The 15869-nt window shown below is 73.9% G+C and carries 15 protein-coding genes; 8 read left to right on the forward strand and 7 right to left on the reverse strand.

Going from position 1 to position 15869, the window contains the following annotated elements; genetic code table 11:
* Window positions 1–67: 67 nt before the first annotated feature.
* A complete protein-coding gene (locus ACFYT9_RS29450; RefSeq protein WP_389168782.1) occupies window positions 68–889 on the forward strand; it encodes a chaplin in 822 nt (273 codons plus the stop codon).
* A 46-nt stretch (window positions 890–935) separates the two neighbouring features.
* On the opposite strand, the gene ACFYT9_RS29455 is transcribed toward ACFYT9_RS29450, so the two are convergent.
* The 3 genes from ACFYT9_RS29455 to ACFYT9_RS29465 all read right to left on the reverse strand — a co-directional run bounded on the left by ACFYT9_RS29455 (window position 936) and on the right by ACFYT9_RS29465 (window position 3010).
* The gene (locus ACFYT9_RS29455; RefSeq protein WP_387274092.1) at window positions 936–1670 is read right to left on the reverse strand and encodes a DUF2293 domain-containing protein; all 735 of its coding nucleotides are present in this window, start codon (window positions 1668–1670) and stop codon (window positions 936–938) included.
* A 184-nt stretch (window positions 1671–1854) separates the two neighbouring features.
* On the reverse strand, window positions 1855–2232 hold the full coding sequence (locus ACFYT9_RS29460) for a MerR family transcriptional regulator (RefSeq protein WP_376601604.1): 378 nt from the start codon (window positions 2230–2232) through the stop codon (window positions 1855–1857).
* A 13-nt stretch (window positions 2233–2245) separates the two neighbouring features.
* Window positions 2246–3010: an SDR family NAD(P)-dependent oxidoreductase gene (locus ACFYT9_RS29465; protein ID WP_389168784.1), complete on the reverse strand. Its 765-nt coding sequence runs from the start codon at window positions 3008–3010 to the stop codon at window positions 2246–2248.
* 71 nt (window positions 3011–3081) lie between these two features.
* On the opposite strand from ACFYT9_RS29465, the gene ACFYT9_RS29470 reads away from it, so the two are divergent.
* Entirely contained in the window at window positions 3082–3729 is a 648-nt protein-coding gene (locus tag ACFYT9_RS29470; protein ID WP_376601607.1) for a uridine kinase, read from the forward strand.
* Here ACFYT9_RS29470 and ACFYT9_RS29475 read toward each other — a convergent pair.
* Together ACFYT9_RS29475 and ACFYT9_RS29480 are read right to left on the reverse strand one after the other, a co-directional pair.
* Complete coding sequence (locus ACFYT9_RS29475; protein ID WP_389168786.1) at window positions 3721–4629, reverse strand: carbohydrate kinase family protein; 909 nt, start codon at window positions 4627–4629, stop codon at window positions 3721–3723. The two genes, ACFYT9_RS29470 and ACFYT9_RS29475, sit on opposite strands and share 9 nt — an antisense overlap.
* 40 nt (window positions 4630–4669) lie before the next feature.
* On the reverse strand, window positions 4670–5593 hold the full coding sequence (locus ACFYT9_RS29480) for a pseudouridine-5'-phosphate glycosidase (RefSeq protein WP_376601611.1): 924 nt from the start codon (window positions 5591–5593) through the stop codon (window positions 4670–4672).
* Between the two features lie 287 nt (window positions 5594–5880).
* Between ACFYT9_RS29480 and ACFYT9_RS29485 the strand changes: the two genes are divergently transcribed.
* Window positions 5881–6240: a cupin domain-containing protein gene (locus ACFYT9_RS29485; RefSeq protein WP_362119646.1), complete on the forward strand. Its 360-nt coding sequence runs from the start codon at window positions 5881–5883 to the stop codon at window positions 6238–6240.
* Window positions 6241–6253: 13 nt separating this feature from the next.
* Here the strand turns inward: ACFYT9_RS29485 and ACFYT9_RS29490 are convergent, their stop codons facing one another.
* Complete coding sequence (locus ACFYT9_RS29490) at window positions 6254–7552, reverse strand: MFS transporter (protein WP_389168787.1); 1299 nt, start codon at window positions 7550–7552, stop codon at window positions 6254–6256.
* 309 nt (window positions 7553–7861) lie between these two features.
* A complete protein-coding gene (locus tag ACFYT9_RS29495) occupies window positions 7862–8416 on the reverse strand; it encodes a methylated-DNA--[protein]-cysteine S-methyltransferase (protein ID WP_387274081.1) in 555 nt (184 codons plus the stop codon).
* 303 nt (window positions 8417–8719) lie between these two features.
* Here ACFYT9_RS29495 and ACFYT9_RS29500 point away from each other — a divergent pair, with 303 nt between their 5' ends.
* The 5 genes from ACFYT9_RS29500 to ACFYT9_RS29520 all read left to right on the forward strand — a co-directional run bounded on the left by ACFYT9_RS29500 (window position 8720) and on the right by ACFYT9_RS29520 (window position 15844).
* Window positions 8720–9619: an MHYT domain-containing protein gene (locus tag ACFYT9_RS29500; RefSeq protein WP_376601617.1), complete on the forward strand. Its 900-nt coding sequence runs from the start codon at window positions 8720–8722 to the stop codon at window positions 9617–9619.
* 60 nt (window positions 9620–9679) lie between these two features.
* A complete protein-coding gene (uvrB, locus tag ACFYT9_RS29505) occupies window positions 9680–11827 on the forward strand; it encodes an excinuclease ABC subunit UvrB (protein WP_387274080.1) in 2148 nt (715 codons plus the stop codon).
* 108 nt (window positions 11828–11935) lie between these two features.
* Window positions 11936–12514, forward strand: a complete 579-nt coding sequence (locus ACFYT9_RS29510) for a TerD family protein (RefSeq protein ID WP_376601620.1) — start codon at window positions 11936–11938, stop codon at window positions 12512–12514.
* 131 nt (window positions 12515–12645) lie between these two features.
* Complete coding sequence (locus ACFYT9_RS29515; RefSeq protein WP_389168790.1) at window positions 12646–14571, forward strand: TerD family protein; 1926 nt, start codon at window positions 12646–12648, stop codon at window positions 14569–14571.
* Between the two features lie 244 nt (window positions 14572–14815).
* On the forward strand, window positions 14816–15844 hold the full coding sequence (locus tag ACFYT9_RS29520) for a TerC family protein (protein ID WP_387274076.1): 1029 nt from the start codon (window positions 14816–14818) through the stop codon (window positions 15842–15844).
* Window positions 15845–15869: the final 25 nt, after the last annotated feature.

Here is a 15869-nt window from a genome sequence, read left to right on the forward strand (position 1 = left end):
CAATCGCGTTCGTCGCGTTTATTCCGGTACGGGCACTTGCCCGTGCAACTCCGGAAGGCAGGAAGCCATGAGGCAGATGCGCCGAAGTGGTCTGGCCACACTGATGGTCACGGGTGGTGCGCTCGCGCTGTCGGCGGGCGCCGCCCACGCGGACTCCGGTGCCGAGGGCGCCGCGGTCGGCTCGCCGGGAGTCATCTCCGGCAACACGATCCAGCTGCCGGTCCACGTGCCGGTCAACCTCTGCGGGAACACGGTCAACGTGGTCGGGCTGCTCAACCCGGCCGCGGGCAACTCCTGCGCCAACACCTCGGCCCCGGCCGGGGAGTCCCGGGACGGCGGCCCCGGCCGCACCCACAAGGACGAGGCCATGACCCCCCGCGGCGGCGAGCAGACCGACACCCGTGGCGGCGGCTCGTCCGACGGCGGCGCGGTCAACGGCGGCGGCGCCACCGCTCAGAGCCACACCGAGGGCTCTCCGGGCGTGCTGTCCGGGAACGGCCTCCAGCTCCCGATCGACCTGCCGGTCAACGTGGTCGGCAACTCGGTCAACATGGTCGGCGTCGGCAACCCGTCCGTCGGCAACACAGGGGTCAACACCCCGAGCACCCCCGAGGAGCCGCAGGTCGAGATCCCGACCCCGCGCCCGGAGACCCCGGTGCGCAACGTGCCGCCGAAGCCGGTCGCCGAGCAGGAGAAGCCGGAGGCCCCGGCCCCCGCCCCCGCTCCCGCCCCTGCCCCGGCCCCCGCGCCGCAGGGCGAGACCCGCACCGTCGCCCTGGCCGCCACCGGCAGCGACAGCGTCGGCTACGCCGCCGCGGGCAGCGCCGCGCTCCTCCTCGGCGGCGCGCTGATGTACCGCCGCGCCCGCCGCGCGGCCGACCAGGTCTGACCCCGGACCTTCCCCGCCGGGGCCGGTTCCGCTGACGCCCGAGCCGTCAGCGGTCCGCCCGGCCCGGCGTCCCCTCCGCGCCCGTCGTGCCCGTCACGCCGGGCGCGTCCGCGCGCTCGGTCCCCGGCGGGCGCCAGGACCGCAGCACCGTCTCGATCGCCGGGGCGACCGTGGTGCGGGCCCGGTGACGGGGGACACCGCTCATCAGCAGCGTGTCGTACGGGGTGTCCAGATGACGCACGGAGGCGCGGACCGCGGCGGTCACGGCGCCCCGGTCGAGGGCGCGCCCGGCGGCGGTCCGGCCGACCCGGCCGCTGCCCTTCGCGGAGGCGTGACCGGCGATCTCGGCGGCCCGCTCCAGGGGCATCGCGGGGAAGAGCCGCAGGATCTCCACCCGCAGGGCCTCGGTGATCCCGGCGTCCCGTGCCGCGCGCCGCTCCCCGTCCCTGGTCCGCCGCCGGGCCCGGGCCTCGGCGTCGGCGAGGCAGGCGGCCTCGGCCAGGGCGAGGGCCGTCTCCTCGACGAGCAGCCCCTGCCGTTCGTACCGGGTGCGGCGCCGGTTGTGGCGCACCACCACCGCCCACAGGCCGCTGCGCTCGCGGGCGCGGCGGGTGAGCGCGGTGTCGCCCCGGCGCAGGAAGACCAGGTGGCCGAGGTCGGCGCAGTCCAGGCAGACCGGCCGGCCGTACTCGACGATCATGCGTTCCAGCGGGCCCCGCCGGCACTCCGAGCAGCGGCGGCGCCGCAGCGGTTCGACGACGACGGGGGCGACGAGGTCCACAGCCGCCGTCCTCAGCGGAGTCCGGTCCCGGCGGCGCCCGCGAAGGCACCGCACGTGGCGTTCCGGCTCCGGCGCAGCCGCTCGCCGAGGAGCGTGCCCGCCTCCCCTGTCAGTGTCGCGCCCATGACCGGTCGTCCCCTTCCGTGGCCGCCCCGACCTTCCGGAGATCCTTCGGACCGTCAGATCATGGCATTGCGGGGGTGGTCGCGTCACCGCCGGACCGGGTGGCGAGTGCCGCCGCCAGCCGGTCACGGGCCGCCGTCTGCGCGGCGATCCGCGCGTCGAGCACCGCGAGCCGCTCACGGGCGATCTCCAGGCCGCGGGCGGAGGGGCGCACCGACGGCAGGTCGCCGTCGAGGCAGGTGCGGAAGGCGGACACGTCGTCGAGGGTGAGACCGGCGTCGAGGAGGTACCGGATGTTGGTGACGCGGACGACCGCGCCCTCCTCGTACAGGCGGTAGCCGTTGGCCGCGCGTTCCGAGGCGATCAGCCCCGCCTGCTCGTAGTGGCGCAGGGACCGGGCCGACACGCCCGTCCTGCGGGCCAGTTCACCGATGCGCACCCGCCCAGTCGTATCACGCGACCAGCGCCCCGCCGTCGACGGGGAGCACCGTCCCGGTGCAGAACGCGGCGTCGGGCGCGGCGAGCGCGGTGACCGCCCACGCGACCTCCTCGGGCCGGCCGACCCGTCCGAGCGGGGTGTGCGCGACCTGCCAGTCCCGTACCTCCCGCCGCTGCTCCGGCGTCAGGCCCATGTGGTCGGCGATCGGCGTCTCGATCGCGCCGGGGGCGACCGCCACCACCCGGATCCCGGCGGGCGCGAGTTCGACCGCCCAGCAGCGCGTGAGGGTCTCCAAGGCGCTCTTGGTCGCCGGATAGACCGAGCTGCTCGGCCAGCCGCGCTGTCCGATCGTCGTGGTCACGTTCACGACCACGCCCCGGGAGGCGCGCAGCGCGGGCACGGCGGCCTGGGTGAGCAGGACGGGGGCGAGCAGATTGGTCTCCAGGAGGGGGGCGATCACCTTCCGGTCGAGGGTGCCGAGGGCGCCGCCGCCGGCGACCCCCGCGTTGTTGACCAGGACGTCGAGGCGGCCGTGGGCCGCGAGGACGTCCCGGACGATCTTCTCGGGGGTGCCGTCGGCGGTGATGTCGGCGGGGTACGGGTGGATCGCGGCGGGGGCCTCGGCGGCGGTCTCCCGCAGGGGCCCGGTCCTGCGGCCGACGGCGACGACGGTCGCGCCCTGCCGGGCGAAGGCCCGTGCGGTGGCCCGGCCGATGCCGGTGCCCGCGCCGGTGACGAGGACGACCCTGGGGGGAGTGGTGGTGTCGGTGGTGTTCATGGAGCCGAGGGTGGAACGGTGACGCCAGTGGCAAGGTCAAGTCCGCGGGCGCGCCGGGCAGAATGGGTGGGATGCGATACGAGGCGATCACCTGGGGCCGGATGGCCGGGCGGCTGGCGAGGCACGTGGACCGGCTGGCCCCCGGTGACGGCGGCGATCGGTTGAAGGTCGCCGTCGACGGGGCCCCGGCCGCCGGGGGCGAGGAACTGGCGGGACTGCTCGCGGAGCAGCTCCGGGACCGGGGGCGCCCGGTGCGCGTCGTCGGGACCGGGGGCTTCCTGCGGCCCGCGTCGCTGCGGTACGAGCACGGGAAGCGGGACCCCGACGCGTACTACGACGGCTGGACCGACACCGGCGCGCTCTGGCGGGAGGTGTTCACCCCGCTGGAACCGGGCGGCGACGGGCGGATCCTGCCCGACCTGTGGGACCCGGTGAAGGACCGGGCGACCCGCACCCCCTATGTGACGCTGCCGCCCGGCGGTGTCCTGGTGGTGCACGGGCCGTTCCTCCTCGGGCACTGGTTCCCCTTCGACCTGAGCGTCCATCTGCGCCTGTCGCCCGCCGCGCTGGCCCGGCGCGCCGAGGAGTCCTGGACGCTGCCGGCCTTCGCCCGGTACGAGGCGGAGACCGACCCGGCCGGGACCGCCGACGTCGTCGTCCGCGCCGACGATCCGCGGCACCCGGCCTGGACCGGGCTCGGGGCGCTCGACTCAGACTGACGGCGGCCGGCCGCCGATCAGCGTCACCGCCTCGGCCCCCGCCGCGCACCCCGCCGAGGCGGCCTCCGCCGGGTCGGCGCCCGCCAGCAGGGCGGCGAGGAACGTGCCCGTGAACGCGTCCCCGGCGCCCGTCGAGTCCACTCGCCGCTCCGGCGCCACCGGCGGGGCCGTCACCCGTGCGGTGACCGCCCCTGCCTCGGCGACCAGCGCGCCGGCCGCGCCCAGCGTCACCACGACCAGCGGTATGCGGCGGCTCAGTTCCCGGGCGGCGGCCTCCGCGTCGGCCGCGCCGGTGAGCAGCCGGGCCTCGTCGGCGTTGGGCAGCAGCAGGGAGGCGCCCTCCACGGCGGCGAGGAACCGCTCGGGGCCCAGCTCGGCGAGGAAGCCCGCCGAGGCCGGGTCGACGCTCACGGGTGCCCCGGCGGCCCGGGCGTCCCGCAGGGCGAGGAGGGCCGCCGCCCGGCTCGACGGGGCGAAGAACAGGTAGCCGGAGAGGTGGAGCGCCGCCACGCCGTCCAGCAGCCGGGCCGACCAGTCGGCGGGGCAGAGGCGCAGCACGGCCCCGCCGTCCGTCAGGAAGGTGCGCTCCGCCGCCGCGTCGACGAGGGCGATCACCGTGCCCGTCGGGGCCTCCGGGTCGGGTACGAGGAGGGGCCGGACGCCCGCCTCTGTCAGAGCCCGCTCGTGCCAGTCGGCCGACTCCGTCCCGACCCGGCCGAGGAGTCGTACGTCCCGGTGGCCCGAACGGGCCGCCCAGCAGGCCGCGTTGGCCCCCGCCCCGCCCGGCAGGGTGCGGATGGCGGCCGCGGTGTCCGTCGCCGGGGCGAGCGGGGTCCGGTGCCGGGCCACCACGTCGGTGACGACGTCGCCGACGACCAGCAGCGCTCCGGTCCGGTTCACCGGCCCTGCTCGCCGCGCCGCCGCGTCCCGCTCCGCCCCGTCACCGCTCGCCCGCGGCGTACGCCCCGGCGATCTCCGCCGCGAGCCGGACGTTGCCCCGCACCGCCGCCAGATTGGCCTCCAGGGAGGCGCCGTCCGTGTGCGTGGTCAGGTACTCCAGGAGGAAGGGCGTCACCGCCTGCCCGGTGATGCCCTTCTCCTTCAGCTCGGCGAGGCCCGCGGCGAGCACCCGGTCGTGCAGCGCCGGGTCCAGCTGCTCGTCCTCCGGCACCGGATTGGCCACGACCAGCGCCGACCAGGGCCGGCCCAGGGCCTCCCGGGCCCGTATGACGGCGGCGACCTCCGCCGGGCTGCGCAGCGTCCAGTCGACGGGTTCGCCCGAGGAGGAGAGGTAGAAGCCGGGGAAGGTCCCGGTGCCGTACCCGGCCACCGTCACGCCCAGGGTCTCCAGCCGCTGGAGGGTGGCCGGCACGTCGAGGATCGACTTCACGCCCGCGCAGACCACCGTGATGCCCACCTCGGCGAGCAGCCGCAGGTCGGCGGACTCGTCCTGGGTCTCGCGCCACTCGCGGTGCACCCCGCCGAGGCCGCCGGTGGCGAAGACGCGTATGCCCGCGCCGTCGGCGAGCCGGGCCGTCGCCGAGACCGTCGTCGCCCCCGAGGCGCCGGTGGCGAGCGCGGGCGCCAGGTCACGGTGGCCGAGCTTGCGTACCGAGGGGTCCTCCGCGACCCGGGTCAGCCCCGCCCGGTCGAGACCGATCCGCGCGACCCCGTCGAGGACGGCGATGGTGGCGGGCACGGCGCCACGGTCCCGTACCGACTCCTCCAGCTCGACCGCCACCGCCAGGTTCCGGGGGCGCGGGAGGCCGTGGGCGATGATCGTCGATTCGAGGGCGACGACGGGCCGGCCCTCGTGGAGCGCGTCCCGTACCTCTTCGGACACCAGTGTGGTCGTCGTGGTCATGGTCCATTTCTGGCGCGCCCGTCCGCCCCGCAAACACCCTTGGCGATCTCCCGCCACCCCCCTGTCGCACGAGGGTGCGAGTGAGGTACGGATTCGGTTTCCGGGCGTCCGGCGGGAGGGGGCGATCCGCCGCGCTCCCCGCGGGAGCGGCGGGCAAGGTCCCGCTGCGGAATCCGTCGCCGCCGGCGAACGAGAGGAACATGCCTGGTCAGAGCGGTGAACGGAGGGATGTGTTCCGCGGTCCCGCCGTCACGCGGCGCCTCGGACCCCGGCTACAGTCACCGCCCATGACGACACACGACCTCCCCTCCTTCGCCGTCCACATCCCCGACGCCGAGCTCGAAGCCGAGCCGCTCGACCCCGGTCAGATCGTGTCCGGCACCCCCGAGGTGACCGGCAAGGTGCTGTGGGAGTCCGCCGACGGCAAGCAGCTGCGCGGCATCTGGCAGATCACTCCCGGGGTCGTGACCGACACCGAGGCCAACGAGCTCTTCGTCGTCGTCAGCGGCCGGGCCACCGTCGCCGTCGAGGGCGGCGCCACGATGGAGATCGGGCCCGGCGACGCCTGCGTCCTGCGCGAGGGCGACCGGACCACCTGGACCGTCCACGAGACGCTGCGCAAGGCGTACCACATCACCCTGCCCTGACCCGGCCGGCGCTTCAGGCCCTGCGGAGCACGCCCCGCAGGGCCAGGGCCGCCATCGGCAGCAGCAGGGCGGCGGCGAGGGCGTTGAGCGGCCCGTAGCCCACCTGGGAGACGATCACTCCGGCCGCCAGGCCGCCGAGGCCGGCCGCCGTGTTCATTATTGTGTCCGACAGGCCCTGGACGGCCGCGCGCGCCGCCTGCGGCACCGCGTCCGTCAGCAGCGCCGAACCCGACACCAGGCCGGCCGACCAGCCGAGCCCCAGGACGAAGAGACCGGCCGCGACCCGGGTGTGGCTCGCCCCCGCCGTGCCGGCGAGCAGCGCCGCGACCCCGAGGAGCCCGACCGCGAGGCCGATGACCGCGAGCCGGCCGAGCCGGTCCGCGAGCCGGCCCATCACCGGCGAGAACGCGTACATGCCCGCGATGTGCACGCTGATGACGAGCCCGATCAGCTCGATGCCGGCGCCGTGGTGGGTGAGCGCCACCGGTGTCATCGACATGATCGACACCATCACGGCGTGCGAGGCGGCCACGGTGACCAGCGCGATCCGTGCCTGCGGTGACTCCCGGACCGCGCGCAGTCCGGCCCGCAGCGACCGGTTCTCCGGCAGATCCGCTCCGTCCTCGTCCGCGGCGGCCAGCGCCCGCGCCGTCAGCAACGGGTCGGGCCGCAGCAGCACCGCCACCACCAGCGCCGACACCAGGAACACCACGGCGGCCCACAGGAAGGGCCCCGCGGCCACGGGTATGCCGAGGCCCGAGACGCTGCGCCCGGCCGGTGCCGCGATGTTCGGGCCGAGGACGGCGCCGATCGTGGTCGCCCACACCACCGTCGAGATGGCCCTGCCGCGCCGGTCCGGCTCCGCCAGGTCCGCGGCGGCGAACCGGGCCGCGAGATTGGCCGAGGAGCCCGCGCCGAAGCCCACGAGGCCGATCAGCAGCACCGGGAAGCTGCCGACGACCGCGCCGAGCACCGCGATCCCCGCGCCGAGCGCGCCCAGCAGATACGCGAGGACCAGACCGGCCCGCCGGCCCCGCCGCGCCATCAGTGCCGCCAGCGGCATCGCGAGCAGCGCGGGCCCGGCGACCGTCGCCGTCGAGGCGAGCCCGGCCAGCGCGTCCGTACCGCTCACCTCGGTGGCGAGGACGGCGGCCAGCGCGACACCGGTGGCGATCCCGAGGCCCCCGAGGATCTGGGTGGCCACCAGCACCGCCTGGACGCGGCGGCGCAGCTGAGGCAGGGCGGCGGGGGAGACGGCGGAGGCCGTCCCTCCGGGCGCGGTGGTGTCAGGGGCGTCGGGCGTTTTGGTCACTACCGGAGTGTGCCAGCCCCGGCATCCGAGGGGAACGCCCGGGGATGCCGCCCTCTGGTGATCGAGAAGGCGCGCGGCGAGACGACGCCCGACAGCCGGGAGCCGTCCGGAACCACGGCGTCCCGCAGCCCGAGCGAGCGCCGGGGCGGCCCGAGCTCCTCCGAGCTTCCCGAGCCTTCCCGAGGCCCTCAGAGCTTCCCGTCCCCCGAGCTCCGAGACCCGAGGCGCGCCGAGTCCCCCGAGACTTTCCGCCCCCCGGGCCCCGCCCCCGAGCCCCAAGGCTCCCAAGCTCCCCCCGTTGCCGCCCCCTCAGAACAGCGGTTCCGGAAGCACCCCTTCCAGGGCCAGCAGTCTCCGCTTCGTCTCCAGGCCCCCGCCGAAGCCGCCGAGACCGCCCCCGCTCTCCACCACGCGGTGGCACGGCACCACCACCGGCAGCGGATTGGCGCCCATCGCCGCGCCCACGGCCTGCGCCGCCTCCGGCTGCCCGGCGCGCCGGGCCAGATCCCCGTACCCGACCAGCGTCCCGTACGGGACGCCGTCGGCCAGCTCACGCAGCACCCGGCGGTTGAAGCCGGTCGTCAGCGACCAGTCCAGAGGCAGGTCGAACGCGCGCAGCGCGCCCGCGAAGTACCGGTCCAGCTGCCGCACCGGCTCCGCGAGACGCCCCGTGGCGCACTCGACGACCGTCGCGCCCAGCTGCTGGGCCAGCCGCTCCGGCATCCGCTCCCGGCGCCCCTCGCCCGCGTGGAACTCGACCCGCACGAGCCCCCGCCCGGTGGCCGCCAGGAAGAGCGGGCCGACGCCGCTCCCCACGACCGTCCATTCGACGGTCACGTCCCGCGGTCCCTCCTCGATGTCCATGACCTCACGGTACGGCCCGGTACCGACAGCCCCGGCCCCCGCGCGTGCCGGTCCCGGCCCACGACCCGGCCCGCGGCGCCGCCGACGGCGCCCTCCGGCCAGAACGGCCGATCGGCGGCGATCTGGCGGCGCGACCGCCTCCCGAGGTCACGGACCGGTCTCGCTCCGGTCTCACGACCGGAAAATCCCCGGTCAGGTGCCCGCGACCCCCCTCGCGCGCCATAATCTCGCCCCGGTAGTACTACCCAGCGGTACCGACTGTTTTCGGACGTCCATGCGCCAGGGGTGGGAGGGCACACGCTCATGCAGGGCACGGTCGACGGATTCAGCTACGGGATCGTCACGCCGGTGGCGGCCTTTCTCATGGCCTGCCTCGGCGGTGCCCTGGGGCTGAGATGCACGACCCGCTCCCTGCGCCACCAGGACTCCTTCAAGGCCGGCTGGCTCGCCCTCGGCTCCACCTCCATCGGCACCGGCATCTGGACCATGCACTTCATCGCCATGATGGGTTTCTCGGTCCAGCGGACGCCGATCGACTACGACCGGCCGATCACCTTCGCCAGCCTCGCCGTCGCCGTCGTCATGGTCGGCATCGGCATCTTCATCGTCGGCTACCGGGGCGCCACCGCACTCACGCTCGTCACCGGCGGCACCATCACCGGCCTGGGCGTCGCCACCATGCACTACCTCGGCATGGCCGGGATGCGGCTGCCCGGCCGGATCGAGTACGACACCCTCACCGTCGCCCTCTCCGTGGTCATCGCCGTCGTCGCCGCCACCACCGCCCTCTGGGCGGCCGTCTCCGTCCACGGCTTCCTCGCCAGCCTCGGCGCCAGCCTCGTCATGGGCGTCGCCGTCAGCGGCATGCACTACACGGCCATGGCGGCCGTCAGCGTGCACCTGCACGACACCCCGGCCGCCGCCGGCACGGGCGCGGGCACCGGTTCCCTGCTGCTGCCGATGCTGATCGGCCCCGCCGTCTTCCTCATCCTCGCCGCCGTCGTGGTCATGTTCGACCCGCTGCTCGTCATGGGCGAACCCGACTGGCAGCGGAACCCCGCCCGCTCCGCGTACCGCCCCGGCGTCCCCGCCCCCCGGTACGTCCCCGGCCACGGCGCCCCCGCCGACTGGAACGCCCGCCCCGCGGGACGCGGCTCCCGCCGCTCCGCCCCGCGCGGCGGACACCGCTCCCAGGACTGGTGACGGAGGTCGCCGCGCGGCGATCACCCCCCGGCTGTCGGTGGCGGGTCGTACGGTGGTGGCATGCGGCCCGTTTCCAAGATCGAACGTTCGGTGGCGCCCTTCGAGGTCGTCTCCTCCTACCAGCCGAGCGGCGACCAGCCGGCGGCCATCGCCGAGCTGGACCGGCGCGTCCGCGCCGGCGAGAAGGACGTCGTCCTGCTCGGCGCCACCGGCACCGGCAAGTCGGCCACCACGGCCTGGATGATCGAGAAGCTCCAGCGCCCCACCCTGGTGATGGCGCCGAACAAGACCCTGGCCGCCCAGCTGGCGAACGAGTTCCGCGAGCTCCTGCCCAACAACGCGGTCGAGTACTTCGTCTCGTACTACGACTACTACCAGCCCGAGGCGTACGTCCCCCAGTCGGACACCTACATCGAGAAGGACTCCTCGATCAACGAGGAGGTCGAGCGGCTGCGCCACTCCGCCACCAACTCGCTGCTCACCCGCCGTGACGTGGTCGTGGTCGCCTCCGTCTCCTGCATCTACGGCCTCGGCACCCCGCAGGAGTACGTGGACCGCATGGTCCCGCTCAAGGTCGGCGAGGAGATCGACCGCGACCAGCTGCTCCGCCGCTTCGTCGACATCCAGTACACGCGCAACGACCTCGCCTTCACCCGCGGCACCTTCCGGGTCCGCGGCGACACCATCGAGATCTTCCCCGTGTACGAGGAGCTCGCCGTCCGCATCGAGATGTTCGGCGACGAGATCGAGGCGCTCTCCACCCTGCACCCGCTGACCGGCGAGATCATCAGCGAGGACCAGCAGCTGTACGTCTTCCCCGCCAGCCACTACGTCGCCGGCCCAGAGCGCATGGAGCGGGCCGTCAACGACATCGAGCGCGAGCTCGACCAGCGCCTGAAGGAGCTGGAGAAGCAGGGCAAGATGCTGGAGGCCCAGCGGCTCCGCATGCGCACCACCTACGACATCGAGATGATGCGCCAGATCGGCTCCTGCTCCGGCATCGAGAACTACTCGATGCACTTCGACGGCCGCGAGCCCGGCTCCCCGCCCAACACCCTCCTCGACTACTTCCCGGAGGACTTCCTCCTCGTCATCGACGAGTCGCACGTCACGGTGCCGCAGATCGGCGCCATGTACGAAGGCGACGCCTCCCGCAAGCGCACCCTCGTCGACCACGGCTTCCGGCTCCCCTCCGCCCTCGACAACCGGCCGCTGAAGTGGGAGGAGTTCCAGGGGCGGATCGGCCAGACCGTCTACCTCTCCGCCACCCCCGGCACCTACGAGCTGTCCCGCTCCGACGGCTTCGTCGAGCAGATCATCCGCCCCACCGGCCTCGTCGACCCCGAGGTCGTCGTCAAGCCCACCGAGGGCCAGATCGACGACCTGGTCCACGAGATCCGGGTCCGCACCGAGCGGGACGAGCGCGTCCTCGTCACCACCCTCACCAAGAAGATGGCCGAGGACCTCACCGACTACTTCCTGGAACTGGGCATCCAGGTCCGCTACCTCCACAGCGACGTCGACACCCTGCGCCGCATCGAGCTGCTGCGCGAACTGCGCGCCGGCGAGTACGACGTCCTCGTCGGCATCAACCTGCTCCGCGAGGGCCTCGACCTGCCCGAGGTCTCCCTCGTCGCCATCCTCGACGCCGACAAGCAGGGCTTCCTGCGCTCCGGGACCTCCCTCATCCAGACGATCGGCCGCGCCGCGCGGAACGTGTCGGGACAGGTCCACATGTACGCCGACACCATCACCCCGGCGATGGCGCAGGCCATCGACGAGACCAACCGGCGCCGTGAGAAGCAGGTCGCCTACAACACCGAGCACGGGATCGACCCCCAGCCGCTCCGCAAGAAGATCAACGACATCGTCGCCACCATCGCGCGCGAGGAGGTCGACACCGAGCAACTGCTCGGCACCGGCTACCGGCAGGCCAAGGACGGCAAGGGCGCCAAGTCCCCGGTCCCCTCGCTCGCCGCGCACGGCCCGAAGGCGGGCAAGGCGGGGAAGGCGGCCGCCAAGGCCGGCTCGACGCTTGAGCTCGGCGACCGTCCCGCCGCCGAACTGGCCGGGGTCATCGAGGAGATGACGGAGCGGATGCGCGCCGCCGCCGCCGAGCTGCAGTTCGAGGTGGCTGCCCGGCTGCGCGACGAGGTCGCCGAACTGAAGAAGGAACTGCGCCAGATGAAGGAGGCGGGACTGGCGTGAACGGAGACGGCCCGGTGTGTTGCAAGACCGACACAAAACCGGGCCGCACCCGGCACGCTGTCAGTGCCCCTGCGTAGGGTGCTGCCACAACGACGAGAGGGGCAGCGCGTGACGGTCAACATGACCAAGGGGCAGGCCATCAGCCTGGAGAAGCAGGGCGGGGGCAGCCTCACCCAGGTACGGATGGGGCTCGGCTGGCAGGCCGCGCCGCGCCGGGGGCTCTTCGGCTCGCGCACCCGTGAGATCGACCTGGACGCCTCCGCCGTGCTCTTCGCCGAGAAGCAGCCGGTGGACGTGGTCTTCTTCCGTCACCTGGTCAGCGACGACGGCTCCGTCCGGCACACCGGTGACAACCTCGTGGGCGGCGTGGGCCAGGGCGGCGACGACGAGGCCATCCTCGTCGACCTCCAGCGGATCCCCGTCCACATCGACCAGATCGTCTTCACGGTGAACTCCTTCACCGGGCAGACCTTCCAGGAGGTGCAGAACGCCTTCTGCCGGCTCGTCGACGAGACGACCGGCCAGGAGCTCGCCCGCTACACCCTGGACGGCGGCGGCCAGTACACCGCGCAGATCATGGCGAAGGTGCACCGGGCCGGATCCGGATGGCAGATGACCGCCCTGGGCAACCCGGCCAACGGCCGCACCTTCCAGGACCTGATGCCGTCGATCCTGCCGCACCTGTAGGGCGGACCGGCGGGCCCGCTCAGGGCCCGCCGCCGCGGCACCACCGCACCGCAGCTCCCGACGGGCACCGGCCCGCCGGGAGCTGTCCCGCATGACCGACCGAGAAAAGCGCCGAGGGGAACAGAGTCGAGATGACGGCCGAGCTGGTCCGGGGACAGAACCACCCCCTGCCCGACACCCGACTCGAACTCCGGGTGTCCGCGGGACACCCGGTCGTTGCCGGGGCCACCCTCGGCGACGACCGGGGGCAGGTCGCCGGAGCCGAGTGGATCGCCCACCCCGGCGCCCCGGTACGGCCCGGGGTCGAGGTCCCCGCCGGGGCCGCCGCCGAGCACCGCATCGCCGTGGACCTCGCGGCCCTCCCGGACACCGTCCACCGGATCTCGCTGCTCCTCGCGCTGCCGCAGGGCGCGGGCGGCCCGGCCCGCTTCGGTACCGCAGCCGCCCCCTTCGTGTGCGTCGCCGACCCGGCGGGCGCCGCCGTCGCCACGTACACCATCACCGGCCTCGACCGGGAGTCCGCCGTCGTCGCCGTGGAGTTGTACCGACGCCAGGGCGTCTGGAAGGTCCGCGCCGTCGGGCAGGGGTACGAGGGCGGGCTCGCCGCCCTCCTCGCCGACCAGGGCGCCCCGGCCGCCGCCGACCTCGCCGCCGCCGTCCTGGCCACCGTCGCCCCGGCGCCGCTCCCCGAGACCGCCCCGGCGCCGCTCCCCGAGACCGCCTCGACGCCGCTCCCCGGGACCGCCGCGGCCGACGTCACCGTCACCGCCTCGGTCTCCCCCTCGGAGTCCGCCACCGACGCCTCCACCACCATCAGCTACACCCACCCGAGCCGCCGCCCGGTCCCGGGCCCGGCCGCGCCCGGCCCCGGAGCCGTACCGCCGCCTCCGTCCGAGTCGCCGGTCGCGCCGGCGCAGTCCCGCCCGGCGCCCGTCGCCGGGGACGCCACCGGCTGGACCATGGACGAACGGCTCTACAACCAGGTCTGGGGCATGTTCGAGGACCTGGCCAGGACCGTCGCCGCCTACCGCAGCGCCCGCGACTTCGCCGACCACCGCCTCGACCGCGCGATCGACCAGGTCCTCGCCGACCCGAGCACCCGCGTCGGAGGTGCCGGCGACGCCGCCCGTGCCGAGGCCCGGGCCACGCACGAGGAGCTGATGAGCCGTGCCCAGGAGGTCCTCGACCGGGACCTCGCGCAGCTCACCGCCGAGTCCGAGGTCGTCGAGCCGGCCCTGCCCGCCGCCTACGCCCGCTGGGACAACCCCGTCTGGCACGCCTACCGGACCCCGGAGGAGCCGCCGATGGCGGTCCGCCTCGGCGACCTCCACGTGCCCGAGCGGACCGGCCTGAGGATCCCCTTCCTCGTCCGCCTCCCGCTGGAGCGTGGGCTCTGGGTGGACTCGGGCCCCGGCCGCACCTCGGCGGCCGGACTGCTCGACGACACCGAGCTGCGCCGGCTCGCCCTGGACAGCGCCGTCGCGCACACCGCCCGGCTGCTCGCCGCCCACCCCGCCGGCAGCCTCACCGTCCACGTCCTCGACCCCGCCGGCAGCGGGGCCGCGGCCTTCGCGCCGCTGGCCGAGACCGGCGTCCTGGCGGGCCCCCCGGCCCGCGGCGCGGCCGGGGTCACCGCCGTCCTCGCCCAGCTCACCGAGCGGGTGGACCTGCTGCAGATGGCGGTGCGGGGCGACGCCTCCGAGGACCTGCCGCCCGGCTTCGACCTGTCGCGTCAGCTGCTCGTCGTCCACGACTTCCCGCACGGCTTCGACGACCGGGCCGTCACCCGGCTCCGCTACCTCGCCGACGAGGGGCCCTCCGTCGGCGTCCACCTGCTGATGGTCGCGGACCGGTCGGACGCGGACGCGTACGGGCCGGTGCTCGACCCGCTGTGGCGTTCGCTGCTCCGGCTCACGCCCGTGCCCGACGACCACCTCGCCGACCCCTGGGTGGGCCACGCCTGGACGTACGAGCCGCCGACGGTCCCGCCGGGCAGCGCGGTGCTCTGGCAGGTCCTCGGACAGATCGCGGAGGCCCGTCGGAGAAACCTGGGCTGACCTGCGCTCTTGGTGTCCGCTTTACCTTTTTCTTTACCTTCTCTTGGGTCTTCGGGTACTCTCTTCCCAGCGGAGGGGAGTACTCCCCATGCGCGGCGTACCCGTCAATACGGACGGATCAAGGACATCCGGTCCCGGGGCGTCGGCCCGGCGGTCGCGCGAGCGGCCCCGGGTGGAAGAGACCTCCGGCAGCGACGACGCTGATCAGTAGCCGTACGAAGCCGGAGGCGCAGTGGACGTTTCTATGACCATCTGGGTGCTGACCATTCTTGGTCTGTGTGCCCTGATCGCGGTCGACTTCTTCATCGGGCGCAAGCCCCATGACGTGTCGGTCAAGGAAGCCGGAATCTGGACCATCGTCTGGATCGTGCTCGCCGTGCTCTTCGGCGTCGGTGTCACGATCTGGGGCGGCGGACAGGCGGGCGGCGAGTTCTTCGCGGGCTTCATCACGGAGAAGTCGCTCAGCGTCGACAACCTCTTCGTCTTCATCCTGATCATGGCGAAGTTCGCCGTGCCGTCCCACCTGCAGCAGCGGGTCCTGCTCTTCGGCGTGCTCATCGCCCTCGTCCTGCGGGCGATCTTCATCGCGGCCGGTGCCGCGATCATCGCGAGCTTCTCGTGGGTCTTCTATATCTTCGGCGCCTTCCTCATCTACACCGCCTGGAAGCTCGTCAAGGAGGCCATGTCCGACGAGGACGAGGACGACTGGAACGAGAACCGCCTGCTGAAGTCCATCGAGAAGAAGTTCGGCGTCGCGGACCGCTACCACGGCACCAAGCTCTTCGTCGTGCAGCACGGCAAGAAGGTCATGACGCCGCTCTTCGTCGTCATGCTGGCCATCGGCATGACCGACGTGCTGTTCGCGATGGACTCGATCCCCGCGATCTTCGGCCTGACCCAGGACCCGTACATCGTCTTCACGGCCAACGCGTTCGCCCTGATGGGTCTGCGCCAGCTGTACTTCCTCATCGGCGGTCTGCTGAAGAAGCTGGTCCACCTCAGCTACGGCCTGTCGGTGATCCTCGGCTTCATCGGCGTGAAGCTGGTCCTGCACGCCCTGCACGAGTCCGGTGTGCACGTCCCGGAGATCTCCATCCCGGTCTCCCTCGGCGTCATCCTGGGCGTCCTGGTCATCACCACGATCACCAGCCTGATCGCCTCCAAGAAGCAGTCCGAGAAGGCCGCCCTGGAGGCGGCCGAGAAGGACGCGGCCACAGACGCGGCTCCGGACGCGACGAAGGACGACGCGGGGAAGACCGGCGTCGACGCCTGACCCTCCCGCACGACGACGGCGACGG

Origin of the sequence: Streptomyces sp. NPDC004435 (genome assembly GCF_042873895.1) — a bacterium.
Lineage (GTDB): Bacteria > Actinomycetota > Actinomycetes > Streptomycetales > Streptomycetaceae > Streptomyces.

Bases quoted from the DNA above. Each gene is read 5' to 3' on its own strand.
- ACFYT9_RS29520 (WP_387274076.1), top strand. From the start codon at position 14,816: ATGACCATCTGGGTGCTGACCATTCTTGGTCTGTGTGCCCTGATCGCG.
- ACFYT9_RS29465 (WP_389168784.1), bottom strand. From the start codon at position 3,010: ATGAACACCACCGACACCACCACTCCCCCCAGGGTCGTCCTCGTCACC.
- ACFYT9_RS29470 (WP_376601607.1), top strand. From the start codon at position 3,082: ATGCGATACGAGGCGATCACCTGGGGCCGGATGGCCGGGCGGCTGGCG.
- ACFYT9_RS29485 (WP_362119646.1), top strand. From the start codon at position 5,881: ATGACGACACACGACCTCCCCTCCTTCGCCGTCCACATCCCCGACGCC.
- ACFYT9_RS29450 (WP_389168782.1), top strand. From the start codon at position 68: ATGAGGCAGATGCGCCGAAGTGGTCTGGCCACACTGATGGTCACGGGT.
- ACFYT9_RS29495 (WP_387274081.1), bottom strand. From the start codon at position 8,416: ATGGACATCGAGGAGGGACCGCGGGACGTGACCGTCGAATGGACGGTC.
- ACFYT9_RS29515 (WP_389168790.1), top strand. From the start codon at position 12,646: ATGACGGCCGAGCTGGTCCGGGGACAGAACCACCCCCTGCCCGACACC.
- ACFYT9_RS29480 (WP_376601611.1), bottom strand. From the start codon at position 5,593: ATGACCACGACGACCACACTGGTGTCCGAAGAGGTACGGGACGCGCTC.
- uvrB (WP_387274080.1), top strand. From the start codon at position 9,680: ATGCGGCCCGTTTCCAAGATCGAACGTTCGGTGGCGCCCTTCGAGGTC.
- ACFYT9_RS29500 (WP_376601617.1), top strand. From the start codon at position 8,720: ATGCAGGGCACGGTCGACGGATTCAGCTACGGGATCGTCACGCCGGTG.